15 protein-coding genes and 1 pseudogene are annotated in these 17,768 nt (G+C 67.5%); 12 read left to right on the forward strand and 4 right to left on the reverse strand.

Annotated features, from left to right (window positions below; translation table 11 throughout):
* The 6 genes and pseudogenes from VIR09_RS27795 to VIR09_RS27820 all read left to right on the forward strand — a co-directional run.
* Positions 1-492 (forward strand): annotated as a pseudogene (locus VIR09_RS27795) (alpha/beta hydrolase); the annotation flags it as partial.
* A 23-nt stretch (positions 493-515) separates the two neighbouring features.
* Positions 516-1,415, forward strand: coding sequence for a VOC family protein (locus tag VIR09_RS27800; protein ID WP_332015797.1), 900 nt, complete (start codon positions 516-518; stop codon positions 1,413-1,415).
* A 24-nt stretch (positions 1,416-1,439) separates the two neighbouring features.
* Positions 1,440-3,128: an AMP-binding protein gene (locus VIR09_RS27805; RefSeq protein ID WP_332015798.1), complete on the forward strand. Its 1,689-nt coding sequence runs from the start codon at positions 1,440-1,442 to the stop codon at positions 3,126-3,128.
* Positions 3,115-3,591, forward strand: coding sequence for an acyl-CoA thioesterase (locus tag VIR09_RS27810; RefSeq protein WP_332015799.1), 477 nt, complete (start codon positions 3,115-3,117; stop codon positions 3,589-3,591). The genes VIR09_RS27805 and VIR09_RS27810 overlap by 14 nt, the downstream gene beginning before the upstream one ends.
* Positions 3,588-4,736, forward strand: a complete 1,149-nt coding sequence (locus tag VIR09_RS27815) for an FAD-dependent monooxygenase (RefSeq protein ID WP_332015800.1) — start codon at positions 3,588-3,590, stop codon at positions 4,734-4,736. Before VIR09_RS27810 ends, VIR09_RS27815 begins: the two co-directional genes overlap by 4 nt.
* A gap of 115 nt (positions 4,737-4,851) precedes the next feature.
* Complete coding sequence (locus VIR09_RS27820; protein WP_332015801.1) at positions 4,852-5,826, forward strand: tripartite tricarboxylate transporter substrate binding protein; 975 nt, start codon at positions 4,852-4,854, stop codon at positions 5,824-5,826.
* 89 nt (positions 5,827-5,915) lie between these two features.
* Here VIR09_RS27820 and VIR09_RS27825 read toward each other — a convergent pair whose 3' ends face one another.
* Positions 5,916-6,833, reverse strand: a complete 918-nt coding sequence (locus VIR09_RS27825) for a LysR family transcriptional regulator (protein WP_332015802.1) — start codon at positions 6,831-6,833, stop codon at positions 5,916-5,918.
* Between the two features lie 111 nt (positions 6,834-6,944).
* Between VIR09_RS27825 and VIR09_RS27830 the strand changes: the two genes are divergently transcribed.
* On the forward strand, positions 6,945-8,384 hold the full coding sequence (locus VIR09_RS27830; protein WP_332015803.1) for a M20 family metallopeptidase: 1,440 nt from the start codon (positions 6,945-6,947) through the stop codon (positions 8,382-8,384).
* Positions 8,381-9,361, forward strand: coding sequence for a tripartite tricarboxylate transporter substrate binding protein (locus VIR09_RS27835; RefSeq protein ID WP_332015804.1), 981 nt, complete (start codon positions 8,381-8,383; stop codon positions 9,359-9,361). The genes VIR09_RS27830 and VIR09_RS27835 overlap by 4 nt, the downstream gene beginning before the upstream one ends.
* 24 nt (positions 9,362-9,385) lie before the next feature.
* Here the strand turns inward: VIR09_RS27835 and VIR09_RS27840 are convergent, their stop codons facing one another.
* From VIR09_RS27840 to VIR09_RS27850, 3 genes are all read right to left on the reverse strand, one after another.
* Positions 9,386-9,883 (reverse strand): YSC84-related protein, encoded by a 498-nt coding sequence (locus VIR09_RS27840; RefSeq protein WP_332015805.1) that lies wholly within the window; start codon positions 9,881-9,883, stop codon positions 9,386-9,388.
* Between the two features lie 205 nt (positions 9,884-10,088).
* The gene (locus VIR09_RS27845) at positions 10,089-12,482 is read right to left on the reverse strand and encodes a catalase (protein WP_332015806.1); all 2,394 of its coding nucleotides are present in this window, start codon (positions 12,480-12,482) and stop codon (positions 10,089-10,091) included.
* A gap of 9 nt (positions 12,483-12,491) precedes the next feature.
* Positions 12,492-13,106, reverse strand: coding sequence for a ferritin-like domain-containing protein (locus VIR09_RS27850; protein WP_332015807.1), 615 nt, complete (start codon positions 13,104-13,106; stop codon positions 12,492-12,494).
* 279 nt (positions 13,107-13,385) lie between these two features.
* Here VIR09_RS27850 and VIR09_RS27855 point away from each other — a divergent pair, with 279 nt between their 5' ends.
* The 4 genes from VIR09_RS27855 (at position 13,386) to nrdD (ending at position 17,702) form a co-directional block, all read left to right on the forward strand.
* Positions 13,386-14,993, forward strand: a complete 1,608-nt coding sequence (locus tag VIR09_RS27855) for a PepSY-associated TM helix domain-containing protein (RefSeq protein WP_332015808.1) — start codon at positions 13,386-13,388, stop codon at positions 14,991-14,993.
* Positions 14,990-15,340: a DUF3325 domain-containing protein gene (locus VIR09_RS27860; RefSeq protein ID WP_332015809.1), complete on the forward strand. Its 351-nt coding sequence runs from the start codon at positions 14,990-14,992 to the stop codon at positions 15,338-15,340. Before VIR09_RS27855 ends, VIR09_RS27860 begins: the two co-directional genes overlap by 4 nt.
* Before the next feature lie 111 nt (positions 15,341-15,451).
* A complete protein-coding gene (locus tag VIR09_RS27865) occupies positions 15,452-17,446 on the forward strand; it encodes a ribonucleoside triphosphate reductase (protein ID WP_332015810.1) in 1,995 nt (664 codons plus the stop codon).
* Positions 17,447-17,519: 73 nt separating this feature from the next.
* Entirely contained in the window at positions 17,520-17,702 is a 183-nt protein-coding gene (gene nrdD, locus VIR09_RS27870; RefSeq protein ID WP_013393551.1) for an anaerobic ribonucleoside-triphosphate reductase, read from the forward strand.
* The last annotated feature ends 66 nt before the right edge of the window (positions 17,703-17,768 follow it).

A 17,768-nucleotide genomic window follows, 5' to 3' on the forward strand; every position in this document is an offset into this window, starting at 1 on the left:
GCCGACGTCAAGAGCGGCGCCGACGCTTCCGCCGAGCGCCGCCGGCAGGCGGCGCACACGCCGGTCCTGGTGGTCTGGCGCACCGACGCCGACCTGCGTTGCCTGGACCTCAGCCTGGATCCGTCCGACCGCCACCCGGGCTCGCTGTGGGGCAAGGACCCTTATGCGTCGAACTTCGGCGCCGTCGGCTTCGCCCGCTTCTGCACGCCGGAGAGCTGGCTGTCGACCTGGTCCGGCCTGTCGTCCAACGCCAGCATGGAACGCACCGCCGGCGGCATCGTCCAGCCCACGCTGATCATCGAATACACCGGCGACCAGGCCTGTTTCCCTTCCGACGTGCGCGCCATCCATGACGCCATCCCCGCGCCGGACAAGACCCACCTGCGCATCCGCGGCGACCACCACGGCCGCGCCCTGGCTGAAAGCGAAGAACCCGGGCGCTACGCCGCCGGCCGCGAACTGGCTGCCTGGCTGCGCCAGCGTTTCCTCTAATCCGAATGTCGACGGAGCAAGTCATGACTGCAACCCCCAAGACCCCCGCCCCCCTGCGCCTGCACGGCGTGGACCACACGGCGCGGCCCACCTGGCGCCTGCGCGAAACCGTCGCCTTCTATCGCGACATCCTCGGCCTGCCGCTGGTCCATGTGATCTCGGCGCGCGGCTGGGGTCCCGCCACGCACCCGGACTTCCTACACTTCTTTTTCGATAGCGGCCAGGGCAGCACCATCGCGTTCTTCTACTACCTGGGATCGGACGAACCCGAGGCGCTGCGCGGACGCAGCAGCATGCGGCCGCTGCCCGAGGACCATGTGTTCGACGCCACCCACACCGCCTGGCTGGTCGACAGCGAAGACGAGCTCAAGGCCTGGAAGCAGAAGCTGCAGGACGCCGGGCTGGAGGTCTCCGTCGAGACCCGCCATGAAGTGATCGAATCCATCTATGTGCGCGATCCCAACGGCTACTTCATCGAATTCACGCGCAAGCTGCGCCCCCTGGGCGAGGTCGACGCGATCGACGCCGACCTGACGCTGCGGGCGGCCATGCAGGCCGAAGCCGATGCGGAATCGGCCGGCGGACGCATCCGGCATATCGACGACGTCTGGGCGCGCAAGGCCGCGCTGCTGGAAGACCGGCTGGAGATGGCGGACAGCGCCGCCGGGCCGCGCGTGCGGATCTTCGTGCCCCGGGTCGAGGAATTCTCTTCCCTGGTGCAGGACGCGTCCGGACGCGAGAACTGCACCGTCGTGCAGGGCGAGCATTTCGACTGCATCGTCGCCGACGGCCCGCTGGAGTTCCAGCGCAAGGCCCTGGGGCTCAAGCCTGCCGTCTGGTATGGCTTGTTCACCGGCGGCGTCAGCGGCACGATCGATGTATTGGATCGGGACCGCGTCCTGATCTCGGCCGCGCGCCACTGAGACACGGGCCAGGAGGAGACAACCATGCGAGATATACGCCACCCCATAGAGGGCGTGATCTACCACCACGCCGAACGGGCCCGCCAGTACTTCGCCAGCGGCGCCTGGGAGCGCTCGACCGTGGGCGCGGCGCTGCACGCCACCGCCCTGCGCTGCCCCGAGCGCACCGCGCTGATCATCGACGAAGGCAGCCTGAGCTTCCGCGAACTGGACGAACAGACCGACCGGCTGGCCGCCGCCTTGCTCAAGCTGGGCCTGGCGCCGGCGGACCGCGCCATCTTCCAGATGGGCACCACGCTGGAAACGGCGCTGGCCCTGCTGGCCTGCTACAAGGCGGGCATCGTTCCCGTCTGCTCGCTGCCGCAGCACCGCGAACTGGAGATAGGCCAGTTGACGCGCCAGACCCGCGCCCGCGGCTACTTCGTGCAGGCCGACTTCGGCAAGTTCGACCTGCCGGCCTTCGCCGCAGGCATGCTGGCCGCCAGCGACACGCTGGAGCACCTGGTCGTGGCGCGCGGCGACTCGCCACATGGCGTGTCGCTCCATGCGCTGCTGGACGCCATGCCGCTGGCCGAGGCCCGCCTCATCCTGGCGGACCAGGGCCCCGGCTGCGAGGACGTGCTGAGCTTCCAGCTGTCGGGCGGCACCACCGGCATGCCCAAGATCATCCCGCGCTTCCACGCCGAATACCTGGGCCATTCGCTGGCCTGCGCCCGGCGCTACAAGATGCAGGACGACGACCGCATCATCTGGGCCCTGCCCCTGCTGCACAACGCGGCCCAGGTCTATGTGCTGATCCCCGTCATTGCCATGGGCGTGTCCGCGGTGCTGATGCCGCGGGTCGACGTGCCGCGCATGCTGGAGCTGATCGAGCGCCATTGCGTCACCCGCGCCATGTCCATCGGGCCGATAGCGCCGCAGCTCATGGCCTTCCCCGACCTGGCGCGCTACGACCTGTCCACGCTGCGCCTGTTCATCACCATGAGCGCGGCCGACCGGCTCGAAGCCCACCTGAACGTGCCCTGCTCCAACCTGTTCGGCATCACGGAAGGGCTGCTGCTGGGTTCGCCCGCCGACGCGTCCGAATACGAGCGGCATCATACGCAAGGCCGCTCGGGCTGCCCCGAGGACGACATCCGCCTGCTCGCGCCCGGCAGCGAAGAGCCGGTGGCGGAGGGCCAGATGGGAGAGCTCTGTTTCCGCGGTCCCGCCACGCTGCCGGGCTTCTTCGACGCCCCTGCGGCCAATGCCTCCGCCTACACCTCGGACGGCTACTACCGCACCGGCGACATGATGACCGCTCGCGTGGTGGACGGGGCGACCTGCTACGCCTTCGAGGGCCGCCTGCGCGACAACATCAACCGCGGCGGCGAGAAGATCGGCTGCGAGGAAGTCGAGGCGCTGGTGGGCGCGCATCCGGCCATTTCCGAGGCGCGGCTGGTGGCCATGCCCGACCCGTTCTATGGCGAGAAAGGCTGCGTCTTCGTCATCCTCCGGCCCGGACAGATGGTGCCGAGCCTGACGGAACTGGCGGATTTCCTCACCGGCCAGGGGCTCGCCAAATACAAGTGCCCGGAACGCATCGAGCAGATCGAGGCCTTCCCCGTCACCAAGGTCGGCAAGCTCGACAAGGCCGCCCTGCGCCACACCGTCGCGGAAATGCTCAATCAAGAGGCCGCAACGGCCAGGGAGAACGGCAATGACCAGCACTGAGTACGTAGTGAGCGAGACGCCGTTCATCGTGCGCCGCCGCGTCAAATGGGGAGATTGCGACCCCGCCGGCGTGGTCTACACCGTCACCTTCGGCGAATACGTGCTGTCGGCCGCCGAACTGTTCTACGGCCATCTGTTCAACGGCACGCCGCAGCGCATCAAGGATGAGCATGGCTTCGGCACGCCGACGCGCGCGCTGTCCTTCGACTTCCAGGCCTCGCTGTGGCCCGACGAGGAATTCGACATGTGCGTCAGGGTCGAGGAAATCCGCACCCGCACCTACACCCTGCACGTCGCCGGCAGCGTGCGTGGCCAGCCGGCCTTCGACGCCCGGCTGACGCCGATCTGCGTGGCGCGCGGCGAACGGCGCGCCATCGAAGTGCCCGTCGCGCTGCGCGGCGCCTTGCAGTCATATCAGCAAGCCTGCGCGCAGGCCGAAGCAAACAGGAGCCAGGAAAAATGAAGATCGCCGTCATCGGAGCAGGCCCCGCTGGCCTGTACTTTTCGCTGCTGGCCAAGAAGCATGCCCCGCAGCACGACATTACCGTGTACGAGCAGAATCCGCGCGGCGCCACCTACGGCTGGGGCGTGGTGTTCTCGGACATCGGCCTGTCGTTCCTGCGCGAGGCCGACCCGGAATTCTTCAAGGCCTTCGTCGCGCACCACGAACGCTGCGACTACATGGAGATCATCCACCAGGGCGCCCGCGTCCAGGTCCAGGGCAACCATTTCTCGCGCACGGCCCGCATCGACATGCTGGAAGTCCTGGAGAAGGCCTGCCTGGAAGCCGGCGTGAAAATCCTGCACGAGCAGCGGATCGAGGACGTCGGACGGCTTGCCGCGGAAGTGGACATGGTGGTGGCCGCCGACGGCAGCAACAGCGCCGTGCGCAAGCAGTACGCCGAACACTTCCGCCCCAGTTTCGAACGCCGCCGCAATAAATTCGCCTGGTACGGCACCCGACAGCGCTTTCACCCGGTATCGCTGATCTTCCGCGAAACAGACCACGGCATCTTCATCGCCCACAGCTACCAGTACAGCAAGGACCTCAGCACCTTCCTGGTGGAAGTGGACCCGGACACCTGGCAGCGCGCCGGCCTGGACACGGCCAGCGAAGACGCCAGCCGGCGCTATTGCGCCGAGGTGTTCCGCGCCGACCTGGGCGCCAATGAACTGCTGGGCAACCGCTCCCTGTGGTTCGAGGCCAGCATCGTGCGCAACGAGCGCTGGTCGCACGGCAACATCGTCCTGCTGGGCGATGCGCTGCGCACCGTGCACTTTTCGCTAGGCTCCGGCACCCGGATGGCGATGCAGGACGCGATCGCGCTGCATCAAGGCCTGACCCAGCATCCGGACGACACGCAGGCCGCGTTCGCGCATTTCGAGGCGCAGCGCCGCCCGGCATCCGCCAACTTCCAGGCCGCCGCCGCGCGCAGCCTGGACTGGTACGAGAACGTGGCCGACAAGATGCAGCTGGATCCGGTGTCCTTCGTCTACGACTACATGCGCCGCACCGGCCAGGTCAGCCACGACGACCTGCGCCAGCGCGACCCGGGATTCGCCGCCGCCTATGAGGCGCTGCACCCGGAAGCCGCCGTCCTGTCCTGAACTACGCATCGCTTTGTTGTGAGTACCCGGCCGCGGCGCCTTGATCCGCGCTTGCGGCCTCAACGATAAGCGGCGCCGCAAGCGCCGCAAACCATCCATGGGAAGTGGAGGAGACATGAAAAATACCCTCTGGTGCATGGCGCTGACCGGCGCCCTGGCCTGCGCCTCGGCACAGGCCCAATCCGACAAATACCCCGAACGACCGGTGCGCATGGTGCTGCCCTATTCGGTAGGCAGCGGTCCCGACGCCGTCGCCCGCATGCTGGGCGAACAGCTCACGGCGGCCTGGAAACAGCCGCTCATCGTGGAGAACAAGCCCGGCGCCAACGGTTGGCTGGCAATCGGCGAAGTCAAGCGCGCCACGCCCGACGGCTACTCGCTGGCCGTGGTGGACAACACCCACATGACGCTGCAGCCGCAGCTCTACCGCAACCTGCCCTTCGATCCGGTCAAGGATTTCGTGCCGGTGGCGCCCATCTACACCACGCATTTCTTCATGGTCGTATCGGCCTCGTCGCCCTGGAACAACGTCACCGACCTGATCGCGGCGGCCAGGGCCCAACCCGGCAAGCTGACCTACGGCACCTGGGGCATGGGCAGCGTGGCGCACGTGGGCACCTCCATGTTCCAGACCGCCACGCAGACCAATATGACCCACGTCCCCTTCAAGGACCTGGCCCAGCTCTATACGGCGGTGGCCAACGGCGAGGTGGACTGGGCCTTCGGCACCGCCGCCACGGTGCAGAACCTGTACCAGGCCAAGCGGGTCAAGCTGCTGGCGCTGGCGGCGCCGTCGCGCCTGGGTTCCTACGCGGATGTCCCTACGGTCAGCGAGGCCGGCGGTCCCAAGGACTTCGAACTGAAGACCTGGGTCGCGGCCTTCGCGCCCAAGGGCACGCCTGAAGCCGTGGTCAAGCGCATCAATGACGCAATCGCCCAGGCCGTGGTGACGCCCGCGGTGCGCAAGCGTTTCGAGACCTATGGCTTTGACGCCTGGCCGCAGGACGCCGCCGCGCTGGCCCAGGCCCGCGACGCGGATTCGGCGCGCTTTGCGGCGGTGGTCAAGGAGGCCAATATCTCTTTGGACTGAAGCCAACCCGGGGGGCCGCGCGCTGCGGCCTTCCTCTCGGACGAGCGCCTCGAGTGTTCGCCTCAGGCGTCCCGTCGCAGTCGTCCGCCTCAGGCTTCCGCTTCCGGCGCCTTGGGCGTGGCCGTCAGCCGCTGCGCCATGAACTCCAGGAACTCGCGGGCCAGCGCCGGCAGCGTCCGGCCCTGCAAGGTCAGGACCTGGATGCTCCGCTGCCGCATCTCCGGATTGCTGAACGGCACTGCGGCCAGGCCCTCGCCGTCGCGCTGTCCCAACATGGTCAGGTAGCCCGACAGCGCCACAATATCGCTGCCGGGCAGCATCGGCAGGAAGGCCGCGGAATGGTTGGACACGTAGGCCGGCTCGATATGCAGTCCGGCATTCGCGCAAGCCGCGTCGAACAGTTGCCGCACCGTGGTGCCTTGATCGCCCAGAGACAGCGGCACCTTCGTCAGGTCGCGCATGCCGAGGCTGCGCCGGCTGGCCAGCGGATGGTTGCGGCACATCACCGCGTAGACCGGGGCGCGCACCAGCAGTTCGGTCTTGAGGCGGTCGTCCTGCGCGGTCGTGTAGCGCAGCGCCAGCTGCGACAGGCCTTCCAGGATCTGGCGGCTCACTTCTTCTGGCCGTTCCACGTGCAGATGGAAACGGGCCTCGGGCCGGACCTGCTTGAATTCGGCCATGCACATGGGCAGGAAGCGGTGCGCGAAACCCTCGGTGCAGGCCAGGCGTATGGTCACGTCGCCCAGGTGGCTGCGCTGCCGGATCTCGGTGGTGACGCGCTCGGCTTCCAGCGCGGCGGCATTGGCATAGGCCGCCAATTGACGCCCCGCCTCGCTCAGTTCCATGCCGCGCGCCTGCCGCTCGAACAGCGCAATGCCCAGCCCGTCCTCCAGCTTGGCGATCTGCCGGCTTACGGCCGAGGCCGCCACGTGCTGCGCCGTGGCAGCGCCAGCGATGGAGCCGCAGCGCGCGACCTCCAGAAAGTACCTCAGACCCAGTGAAATCATGGCGCCCCCTTAACCATGCCTTTATGGCAACGGAAAAATGCTAATTATCTAATTGTGGCATGTGGTGAAGCGTAATAACTTTGTGCCTCCCTCAGCATCCCAGGCACCGAAGTGATACGCGAACAAGCCTTGCTCCAAGCCGTTCAAGCCTATGACAACGGCGATCTTCAGGCGGCGCTGGCGCGCCGCGTCGCCTACGCGACGGAAAGCGAGGTGGCTGACCAAGCCCCCGCCCAGCACGCCTACCTGAACGAAGAGCTGGTCCCGCTGCTGCAGCAACTGGGCTTCGCCTGTGAGGTGCATCCCAATCCCTCCGGCGCCGACCTGCCCATCCTGGTGGCGCGCCGCATCGAGCAGCCCGGCCTGCCCACGGTGCTGATGTACGGCCACGGCGACGTGGTGCGCGGCAATGCCGCCAAATGGGAAGCCGGGCGCGATCCCTGGCGTTTGCAGGTCGAGGGCGACCGTTGGTACGGGCGCGGCACCGCCGACAACAAGGGCCAGCACAGCATCAATCTGGAAGCCCTGCGCCAGGTCATCGCCGCGCGCGGCGGCGCGCTGGGTTTCAATGCGATCTGGCTGATCGAGACCGGCGAGGAAGCGGGCTCCCCCGGGCTGGCCGCCTTCTGCGAGGCCCAACGCGAAGCCCTGGCGGCGGACGTATTCATCGCCAGCGACGGGCCGCGCCTGAGCGCGCAGCGCCCGACCCTATTCATGGGCTCGCGCGGCGCGGTGAACTTCGAACTGAAACTGCGGGCGCGCGAACGCGGCTACCACTCGGGCAACTGGGGCGGCCTGCTGGCCAACCCCGCCATCGTGCTGGCGCACGCGATCGCCACATTGGTCGATGCGCGCGGCCGCATCACGGTGCCGGGCCTGCGTCCGCCCCCCATTCCGGACGCGGTGGCCGAGGCGCTGGCCGACCTGGAAGTCGGCGGCGGCGAGGACGATCCCGCCATCAATGCCTGGTGGGGCGAGCCCGGCCTGAGCGCATCGGAAAAAGTGTTCGGCTGGAACAGCCTGGACGTCCTGACCTTTGGCGCCGGCGATCCGGCCAAGCCGGTCAACGCCATACCGCCTGAAGCCGTGGCCTGGTGCCAGCTGCGTTTCGTAGTGGGCACGGATTGGCGCGCGCTGGAGACGCACGTGAAGGAACATCTGCGCGCGGCGGGCTTCGAGGACATCCAGGTGCGTATCGGCATGCAAGCCGGCGCCACCCGCCTGTCACCCGACAATCCCTGGGTGCGCTGGGCCGCGGCCTCGCTGGAACGCAGCACCGGCAAACGGCCGGCGCTGCTGCCGAACCTGGGCGGTTCGCTGCCCAACGACATCTTCGCCGACCAGTTGGGCCTGCCCACCTTGTGGGTGCCGCATTCCTATCCCGCTTGCGCGCAGCACGCGCCCAATGAACACCTGCTGGGTAGCGTCGCCCGCGAGGGACTGGCCATCATGGCCGGCCTGTTCTGGGACCTGGGCGACCAGGGCAACGCCTTGCGCCAGGCGGCCGCCAGCCCGTCTTCCACCGCCAACCGACCGGGACTTCCGTCATGACCGTCAAACTCCGCGCCGCCGTGGCGGCCGCAAGCCTTGCCGCCGCCGCGCATGCCGGCGGCGTCCACGCTGCCTATCCCGAACAGACGATCAAGATCGTCGTGCCCTTCACTCCGGGCGGCGCGACCGACGCCGTGGCGCGGCTGCTGGCCAACAAGCTGTCCGGCAAATTCGGCCAGGCCGTCATCGTGGAAAACCGCCCCGGCGCATCCACCGTGATCGGCGCGGAAGCGGCCGCGCGCGCGCAGCCCGACGGCTACACGCTGATGCTGTCGGGCAGCACCACCTATACCGTGCTGCCGGCGCTCAAGCCCGGCCTGCCCTACGATCCGCAAAAGAGTTACGAACACATCGCCATCGTCGCCATGGCGCCCGTGGTGCTGCTGGCCAAGAACGGGTTGGCGGCCGGCACCATCCAGGAAGCGGCCGCGCTGGCCAAACAGCGCAGCGGCAAGGACAGCCTGATGTACGGCACCTTCGGCGCCGGATCGGCCCCCCACCTGGCCGGCGAGATGTACGCGGAGGCAGCGGGCGCGAAGATGACGCCGGTGCCCTACAAGGGCAGCGCGCAGCTGGTCACGGCGATGATAGGCGGCGAGGTCGACCTGGGCGTGGACACCGTGTCTTCGGCCGCGCCGCAGGTTCGCGCCGGCAAGATCCGCGCCTTGGCCGTGACGGGCGAACGCCGCATGCCGCAGCTGCCCGACGTGCCCACTTTCACCGAAGCGGGCATGCCGGACGTGTCTTTCGTCGGCTGGTACGCGCTGGTCGCGCCGGCCCGCACGCCGGCCCCGGTGGTGGACACGCTGAGCCGCGCCGTAGCGGAAATCATGGAGGATCCGCAGGTGCGCAAGTCGGTCGCAGACCTGGCGCTGGATCCCGTGTACCTGCCCGCTCCCGCCTTCAAGGCGCAGATCGCCAAGGAACTGCGCACTTTTTCAGACGTAGCGGCGCGCGCCGGCATCGCCCTGGACTAGCGGCGGGCAGGCTGGCGCCCGGCCTCAGTCCGGCTGGGTGCGGGTGATCTTGGACCCTTGCAGGCCCATGCCGGCCATCAGTCCCTGTCCGCCGAATGGCACGGCGTATACATCCTGGCTCAGGGTGGTGGTGGTAATGCTGGCGGCATAGCTGTCGTCCACCACGACCAAACTGGGGCCGGCGCCGAGCGACCAGCCGTCGCTCTGGTCCAGGTACCGCAGTGCCGGCTCGTTCATGAAGAACAGCGCATAGCTGAACTCCTGCGCGCCGGCCTGCAGGCCGAACGATACCGCCGATATGTTGTAGTAACCCTGGACCTTGCCGCCCCGGATGAGCGCGCCGTCGCCGGTTTCCGCGCCGACCAGCAGGCCACCCTTCAGGATGCGGGGAAACACCAGCACGCCCACCGCCTTGTTGCCCAGTTCACGCGTCCTGGGCTCCTGCTGGTAGAGGCGCTCCAGCGCGCCCCTCGCCTCCTGGCTGAGCTCGGCCGCGGATTCCGCCCTGGCCTGCGGCGGCAAGAAAAAACAGGCAGCCCACAAAAAAAGGCTGGCCCACAGCCAACCCTGACCTTGCATAGGCAAAACGGACGCGCGACGCATACAGCCCCCTTGTTTGAAGGACGGCGAGCGCCAAGCGCGCTCGCCCCGACTTGCCAGTTCAGTATTGGCAGGGGCATATATGTTGTCAAGAGGCGTCCGCACCCGTGCTGGCGCCTGGGCATTCTCACACCATGGGCGGCGACGTCTCCCTTTCCGGATGGCGGTGCCTGGCCAGGGCGTCGATGTAGGCGGCTACGCTCTTGGCCGGCGCCCCCGCATCCACGGCCAGCAGGCCCGCATCGGCCTGGCCCGGTACGACGCCCGCCGCGGCGAACAGTTGCGCGCCTACGCCCACGCCCATCAAGGTCTTCCCGTGGCGAAACGCATCGCGCAGAAACTCCAGCGCACGCCCGTCCTCGCGCAGACGCTCCAGGGCGGCCTCGCCCCCTGCCACCACCGCCCCATCGAATAGCGCGGAAGGATGATTGTCGAGGGAGGCATCGGCGTCCACGACACCACCTCCGTCCGTGGGGATGGGGCCGATGCGCTGCCCTACCAGTCGCACCACCGCGCCCGCCGCAATCAGCCCGTCGGCCACGGCGGCCACCGCTTTGCCATCGGCGCCCTCGGCCACCAGGATCGCGACCTTGCGCGTGGCGATGCCTGCCTCGCCAGGACGCGCGGTCAGTGATAGGGCCGGCGATACCTCGATTTCCGGTTTGGGCGGACTCTCGACCGCCCGCGGCAAAGCAGCCGGCAAGGCCATGCCCAATTGATCCGCCACGCCCTGCGCCAGCGCTTCGGATACATTGCGCAGCGACGCGACCATGCGCTGGCGCACCGCCGGCACCGTGACTTTGCTCAATTCAAAGGCGTAGGCATCGACGATGTGGCGCTTTTCCCAGTCCGCCTGGCTTTCATAGAACAGCGTGGCCTGGTTGTAATGCTCGGCAAATTTCTCAGGATGCCCGCGCAGTTCGTCGCCCGTCTCCGGCTCCGGAAAGGAGACGAAGCCATCCATGCCGGCCTGGAACGGACAGCCGCCGGCGAGCGAATTGGGCTCGTAGGCCACGCGTCCGCGGTGGATGGCCTGGCGGTGCATGCCGTCGCGCTGATTGTTGTGCACGGGCGCGAGCGGCGCATTGATCGGAATTTCATGGAAGTTCGGCCCGCCCAGCCGCGATATCTGCGTATCCACATAGGAGTGGATGCGCCCGGCCAGCAGCGGATCGTTGGTGAAGTCCAGGCCGGGTACGATGTGCGCGGCGCAGAACGCGACCTGCTCAGTCTCGGCGAAGAAATTGTCGGGATTGCGGTCCAGCACCATGCGCCCGACCGGTACCACCGGCACCAGTTCTTCCGGCACCAGCTTGGTGGCGTCCAGCACGTCGAAGCTGAAGCCTTCGGCCTGCTCCTCCGTGAACACCTGCACGCCCAGTTCCCATTGCGGGCCGTTGCCGGCGTCGATCGCCTCCCAAAGATCGCGGCGGTGGAAGTCGGGGTCGGCGCCGGACACCTTGACGGCCTCGTTCCAAACCTGCGAATGCGTGCCGAGCAGCGGATTCCAGTGGAACTTCACCAGCCGCGACTCGCCGGCGGCGTTGACGAAGCGGAAGGTATGCACGCCAAAGCCCTGCATCATCCGGTAGCTGCGCGGGATGGCGCGGTCCGACATCAGCCACATCAGCATGTGCGTGGATTCCGGCATCAGCGACACGAAGTCCCAAAAGGTGTCGTGCGCCGACGCGGCCTGGGGCATGCCATGCTGCGGTTCGGGCTTGACGGCGTGCACCAGGTCCGGGAACTTCATCGCGTCCTGGATGAAGAACACGGGCATGTTGTTGCCGACCAGGTCCCAGTTGCCCTCGTCCGTATAGAACTTCACGGCGAAGCCGCGCACGTCCCGCGCCGTGTCCTTGGAGCCGCGCTCGCCCGCCACCGTGGAAAAGCGCACGAACACTGGCGTGCGCTTGCCGGCTTCGGCGAACAGCGACGCGGCAGTCAGGCCAGTCAGCGGCTTATAGCATTCGAAATAGCCGTGCGCGGCAGAGCCGCGAGCGTGCACGATGCGTTCCGGAATCCGCTCGTGGTCGAAATGCGTGATCTTCTCGCGCAGGATGAAGTCCTTGAGCAAGGCCGGCCCGCGCAGGCCCGCCTTCAGCGAGTGCTGGTTGTCGCTGACGCGCACGCCCTGGTTGGTGGTCAGCATTTGGCCGCTCGAATCCGCGCGCACACGCTCCAGCCGTCCGTCGGCCGCATTGACGCCGGCCGCGGCTGCGCCCCCGGTCTTGTCCGAGGCCTCGGCTTCAGACAGCGAACTGGCTGTCGCGGAAGGATCCGCGGCAGCCACGTGGGCACCGGCATGGGGGCAACGCGCCCCTGCTTCGCCATATTCCGCGGCCTTGCCGGCGTTGTGGGGCATGGCCGCAGCCATCGCGCCCACGGCCGCGGCGCGCTTGAGCGCAGGATGGCTGGGTTTGCCCGCAGGGCCGGACGCCGGGCCGCTGTCCGTGTTCATGTAGGCCGTATCCACGGCCGCGCCCGTGCCGCTCTTGCCTGCTGCTTTCTTGCCTGGCATCGCAATCTCCTAGTGGCTCAGCATCTTGCCGCGCGCCTGTTCGGCCCGCGATGCGCCGATGGCGGTCTCCACCTGCTTGACCTCTTCGGGAGGCGGCAGCACCGCGGGGAATCCCAGCGACTGGATCCACAACTCGCGCGACCAGCCCTGGGTGTGATAGAGGTGGTGGTCCTCGTCCGTGGCGACGGCGTCATACGCCTGCTTGAGCACCTTGGCCTGGTCGCCGCTGTGCTGCTCGGCGATCACGCCGATCAGGGACCAGTTCGCGTGGTCCTTGGTTTCGGCCAGCACCACGCATTCGGTGGCCACCAGCTGCGCGGCTTCCGGGTCGCCCGCGTTGATCGCCATCTTCATGGCCTTGACCAGCGACTCGCCGATATGGCGCACCACCTGCCTGCCCGGGGGCTGCGCCTCCGGATCCAGGCGCAACTGCTCGAATACCGTCAACAGCACCCGGCGATGGGCGCGTGTTTCTTCCAGGTAGCCTAGCCATTCCTTCTTCAGGTCCTCATTCACCGCGCAGGTCACGGCGGTTTCGTACACGGCCAGGCCGCCTATCTCGGTCTCCAGGGCCTGGTACAGCAACTCCTCGATTTGCGAGGTACTTCCGGCTTTGCGTTTCATTGGGTGCTCCTGTGTGGGCATCCGCGCTTGTACGCGGCGGATATGCGGATGGAACGCCTCCCCAGCAACCGCCATGCCCGGCCCGTGCACTTGCGGTCCATCCCGGGCGGACCCGCCCCGAATGCCGCGGTCGAAGCAAAAAATACAGGGCGGCTCCACGGACAACCTCGTCCCCATTTAGACTAGAATTGGAACCATTCTCAATAAAATCAGACCGCCCGGCTCGCGGCGGCGCCAACAAGAAAGAGGCTCGTCCTGAAATCCGGTTTCCGCCTGTCCATGGCCTGGCTCCACACCTGGGTCGGCCTGTGGTTTTCCTGGCTGCTGTTCGCCGTCTTCCTGACGGGCTCGCTGGCCGTGTTCTCCGAACCCATCACGCACTGGATGACGCCCGAGCATCAGCAGGCGGAAGCCCTGGCCGCGCAAAAGGAAAGCGTCCCGGTGGACCGCGCCCGCCGGCTGGAACTGGCCGTGGACTACATGGCGCGCAATCATTCCGGCGCGACCATGTGGGAAATCTGGCCGGTCGACCGCTTTCACGGCAACGGGCTGACGGCCTATTGGTTCGACAAGAGCGGCGAGTATGCCGATGCCGAACTGGACCCCGTCACCGGCGCCGAACTTGACGACCACCACGAGGCCGAAGCCCGCGCAACGCAGGGCGGCACGCATTTCGTGGATTTCCACTACACCTTGCACGACGCCGGCCTGGGCTTGTGGATCGTGGCCTTCGCCAGCATGGCCATGCTGGTCGCACTGATTTCAGGCGTAGTCACGCACAAGCGCATCTTCAAGGACTTCTTCACCTTCCGCGCCAGGAAGGGCCAGCGCTCCTGGCTGGACGCGCACAACGCGGTGGCGGTCCTGACCCTGCCTTTCCAGTTCATGATCGCCTACACCGGCATCGTGATATCCAGCGCGATACTGATGCCCGCCCCCGTCGCGGCGACCTATGGCGCCGACCCGCAGGCGCGCGGCCAGTTTCTGGCCGAACTGTCGGGCGAGGACCGGCCGGCGCGCAGCGGCGTGGCGCAGGCCATGCCGACGCTGGAACCCATCGTGGCCCGCGGCGAGCAGCTGATCGGGCAGGCGGCGCGCGCCATCGTCATCAACAATCCCGAAGACAGTTCCATGCGCATCGGCGTCTACGGCTGGAATGAAGACAGCGACGAAGCGCACAACATCAGCGCCACCACCGGCATGGCGGAGTTTTCCGCCAGCGGCGAACTGCTGCGCCTGCGGCCCCCAGGCGGCGTCAACGGCGGCGCGCCATCCCTGACATTCCAGGTGATGAGCAGTCTGCACATGGTCAAGTTCGGCGGCCTGGCCATGAAATGGCTGTACTTCATCTGCGGCCTGGCCGGCGCGGCCATGATGGGCACGGGCGCGCTGCTGTTCATGGTCAAGCGCCGCACCAAGCACGGCGGCGAATTCGGCAGCGCAACGGCGCGCGTGTACCGGCTGATCGAAGGATTGAACGTGGCCGCGCTGGCCGGACTGGCCATCGCCTGCATCGGCTACTTCTGGGCCAACCGCCTGCTGCCCGTGGCGCTGGAAAACCGCGCGCTGTGGGAGCTGCGTTGCTTCTTCCTGATATGGGCGCTGACGCTGGCGCATGCCTGGCTGTGCAGCCCGCGCCGCGCCTGGATCTCGCAACTGGCCCTGCTGTCGGCGCTGTGCCTGCTGCTGCCAGTGCTGTCGCTCGTCACCCTGGGCGACCATCCCGTGGCGCAGATCGCCCGGGGCGACTGGGAAAGCGCGGGCGTCGAACTGACGGCCGTCGCATTCGGCGTACTATCGGCCTGGGCGGCGCTGCTGTTGTGGCGGCGGCCCGCAAGCGCCCCCGCCCGGCGCAATCCCCGCAGTAACGCAGAGGCGGCCGCATGAACACCAACGACCTGTACGCAATTTCCATGGCGCTGCTGCTGACCTACTCGGGCATGGCCTGCCTGAGCCTGGCCATGCCGCGCCATTACGACCAGATCTGGGGACGCGATCCGTCCGCCGGCCATACCCGCGTGCTGCGCGGCGCCGGCGTGCTGCTGCTGGCGCTGGCCTTGCTGCCCTGCGTCGGGCTGTGGGGCAATACCGTGGGCGTGGTGGCGTGGCTGGGCTGGGTCTCGGCCGGCGCCCTGCTCTGGGTCGGCATGCTGTCCTGGGCGCCCCGCCCGGCCGCCGGCACCGCCGCGCTGGCCGTCGCCATATCCCTGGCCGGGGTCGGCATCGGCTTCTGAAGCGCGCGTTTGATGCGCATCAAGCAAGGCTGACATCCCAGGCGCGCGGGGCGATACGCGCACCATATGTGGTGGTAGAGTTTTCACACCCTACTACATATGGTGTCAGTCATGCATATCCAGCACATCCTCAAGCGCGACGGCCGGGTCGCGGCGTTCGACCGCGACAAGATCGCCCAGGCCATGGCGGCGGCCGGCCAGAGCACCGGGGAACTGGACTTGGCAGGCGCGCAAACCCTGACCGACGGCGTCATCGCCGCGCTGGCCGGCAATCCCTGCCCAGGCGTCGAAACCATCCAGAACCGCGTCGAGGAAGCCCTGGTCCAGGCCGGCCACTGGCGCACCGCGCGCGCCTACATCGTGCACCGCGAACAGCACGCCCGGCTGCGCGCGCTGCGCCACACGCTGGTGGACGTGGAAAGCGCCATGGAGGAATACCTGGACCAGCGCGACTGGCGCGTCAACGCCAACGCCAACCAGGGCTACAGCCTGGGCGGCCTGATCCTGAACGTGGCGGGCAAGGTCACCGCCAACTACTGGCTGTCCAACGTGTTCGCGCCCGAAGCGGGCCGCGCCCACCGCGAAGGCGACATCCACATCCATGACCTGGACATGTTGAGCGGCTATTGCGCCGGCTGGTCGCTGCGCCAACTGCTGACCGAGGGCTTCAACGGCATCCCCGGCAAGGTGGAAGCGACACCGGCGCGCCACATGTCGGCGGCCATCGGCCAGATCGTCAACTTCCTGGGCACGCTGCAGAACGAATGGGCCGGCGCACAGGCCTTCAGTTCCTTCGACACCTACATGGCGCCCTTCATCCGCCGCGATGCCATGACGTACGCGGAAGTGAAGCAATCCATGCAGGAACTCATCTACAACCTCAACGTGCCCAGCCGCTGGGGCACGCAGACGCCCTTCACCAACCTCACGTTCGACTGGACCTGCCCGCCGGACCTGAAGGAGCAGATCCCGTACATCGGCGGCGAGGAAATGCCGTTCTCCTACGGCGACCTGCAGACCGAGATGGACATGATCAACCGCGCCTACATCGAGGTCATGATGGCCGGCGATGCCAAGGGCCGCGTGTTCACCTTCCCCATCCCCACCTACAACATCACGCCCGACTTCGATTGGGATCATCCCAACACCGAGCGCCTGTTCGAGATGACGGCGCGCTACGGCCTGCCCTATTTCCAGAACTTCCTGAACTCGGACCTGGAACCGCACATGGTGCGCTCGATGTGCTGCCGCCTGCAGCTGGACCTGCGTGAACTGCTCAAGCGCGGCAACGGCCTGTTCGGCTCGGCCGAGCAGACCGGCTCGGTCGGCGTGGTCACGGTCAACTGCGCGCGCCTGGGCTACACCTGCCGCGGCGACGAAGCGCGGCTGATGCAGCGCCTGGATCATCTGCTGGAACTGGGCCGCGACGTGCTGGAAACCAAGCGCAAGGTGGTGCAGCGCTACATCGACCAGGGTCTCTACCCCTATACCCGGCGCTACCTCGGCACCCTGCGCAACCACTTCAGCACGCTGGGCGTGAACGGCATCAACGAGATGATCCGCAACTTCACGGACGACGCCGAGGACATCACCTCCGCCGCCGGACACGCCCTGGCCGTGCGCCTCCTGGACCGCGTGCGCGCGCGCATGACCGAGTTCCAGGAAGAGACGGGCCACCTGTACAACCTCGAAGCCACGCCCGCCGAAGGCACCACCTACCGCTTCGCCCGCGAAGACAGGAAGCGCTATCCCGCCATCCTGCAGGCCGGCAGCGAGACGCAGCCGTACTACACCAACTCCAGCCAGCTGCCGGTGGGCCACACCGACGATCCCTTCCATGCGCTGGAACTGCAGGAAACGCTGCAAGGCAAGTACACCGGCGGCACCGTGCTGCACCTGTACATGAACGAGGCCGTGTCTTCCGCCGCCGCGTGCAAGCAATTGGTGCGCCGCGCGCTGTCGAACTTCCGGCTGCCCTACATCACGGTCACGCCGACGTTCTCCATCTGCCCCAACCACGGCTATCTGGCGGGGCACCACGAGTTCTGCCCGAAATGCGATGCCGAGCTGCTGGCCAAGCAATCGGCATGCTGCACCCCGGCTTAAGGCCTGGTCACCACGACAGGCCCCGACCGGACCGCCGGGCAGCCGCCCGGCATTCACTCCCTGAGGAATCGCCATGCAAACCTTGATCGCTCCCGAAGTCACCACCGCTCCCGCCCTAAGGCTGGACGACAGCCAGCGCGTGCGCTGCGAGATCTGGACCCGCGTCATGGGCTACCACCGCCCCGTCGCTTCCTTCAACACCGGCAAACAAGGCGAATTCAATGAACGCCGCTTCTTCGTCGAACGCAGCGCCTGAAGGCGCACCACAAGCCGCCGCGTCCACCCCGGGCTGCGGCCCGGGCACGCGGCGGCTGACGGCGCG

The organism is Achromobacter sp. (assembly GCF_036567245.1).
Taxonomy (GTDB): domain Bacteria; phylum Pseudomonadota; class Gammaproteobacteria; order Burkholderiales; family Burkholderiaceae_B; genus Achromobacter.

Coding starts and splice junctions, on each gene's coding strand:
- VIR09_RS27865 (WP_332015810.1), top strand. CDS start 15,452: ATGCATATCCAGCACATCCTCAAGCGCGACGGCCGGGTCGCGGCGTTC.
- VIR09_RS27860 (WP_332015809.1), top strand. CDS start 14,990: ATGAACACCAACGACCTGTACGCAATTTCCATGGCGCTGCTGCTGACC.
- nrdD (WP_013393551.1), top strand. CDS start 17,520: ATGCAAACCTTGATCGCTCCCGAAGTCACCACCGCTCCCGCCCTAAGG.
- VIR09_RS27810 (WP_332015799.1), top strand. CDS start 3,115: ATGACCAGCACTGAGTACGTAGTGAGCGAGACGCCGTTCATCGTGCGC.
- VIR09_RS27815 (WP_332015800.1), top strand. CDS start 3,588: ATGAAGATCGCCGTCATCGGAGCAGGCCCCGCTGGCCTGTACTTTTCG.
- VIR09_RS27850 (WP_332015807.1), bottom strand. CDS start 13,106: ATGAAACGCAAAGCCGGAAGTACCTCGCAAATCGAGGAGTTGCTGTAC.
- VIR09_RS27855 (WP_332015808.1), top strand. CDS start 13,386: ATGGCCTGGCTCCACACCTGGGTCGGCCTGTGGTTTTCCTGGCTGCTG.
- VIR09_RS27805 (WP_332015798.1), top strand. CDS start 1,440: ATGCGAGATATACGCCACCCCATAGAGGGCGTGATCTACCACCACGCC.
- VIR09_RS27800 (WP_332015797.1), top strand. CDS start 516: ATGACTGCAACCCCCAAGACCCCCGCCCCCCTGCGCCTGCACGGCGTG.
- VIR09_RS27820 (WP_332015801.1), top strand. CDS start 4,852: ATGAAAAATACCCTCTGGTGCATGGCGCTGACCGGCGCCCTGGCCTGC.
- VIR09_RS27825 (WP_332015802.1), bottom strand. CDS start 6,833: ATGATTTCACTGGGTCTGAGGTACTTTCTGGAGGTCGCGCGCTGCGGC.
- VIR09_RS27845 (WP_332015806.1), bottom strand. CDS start 12,482: ATGCCAGGCAAGAAAGCAGCAGGCAAGAGCGGCACGGGCGCGGCCGTG.
- VIR09_RS27835 (WP_332015804.1), top strand. CDS start 8,381: ATGACCGTCAAACTCCGCGCCGCCGTGGCGGCCGCAAGCCTTGCCGCC.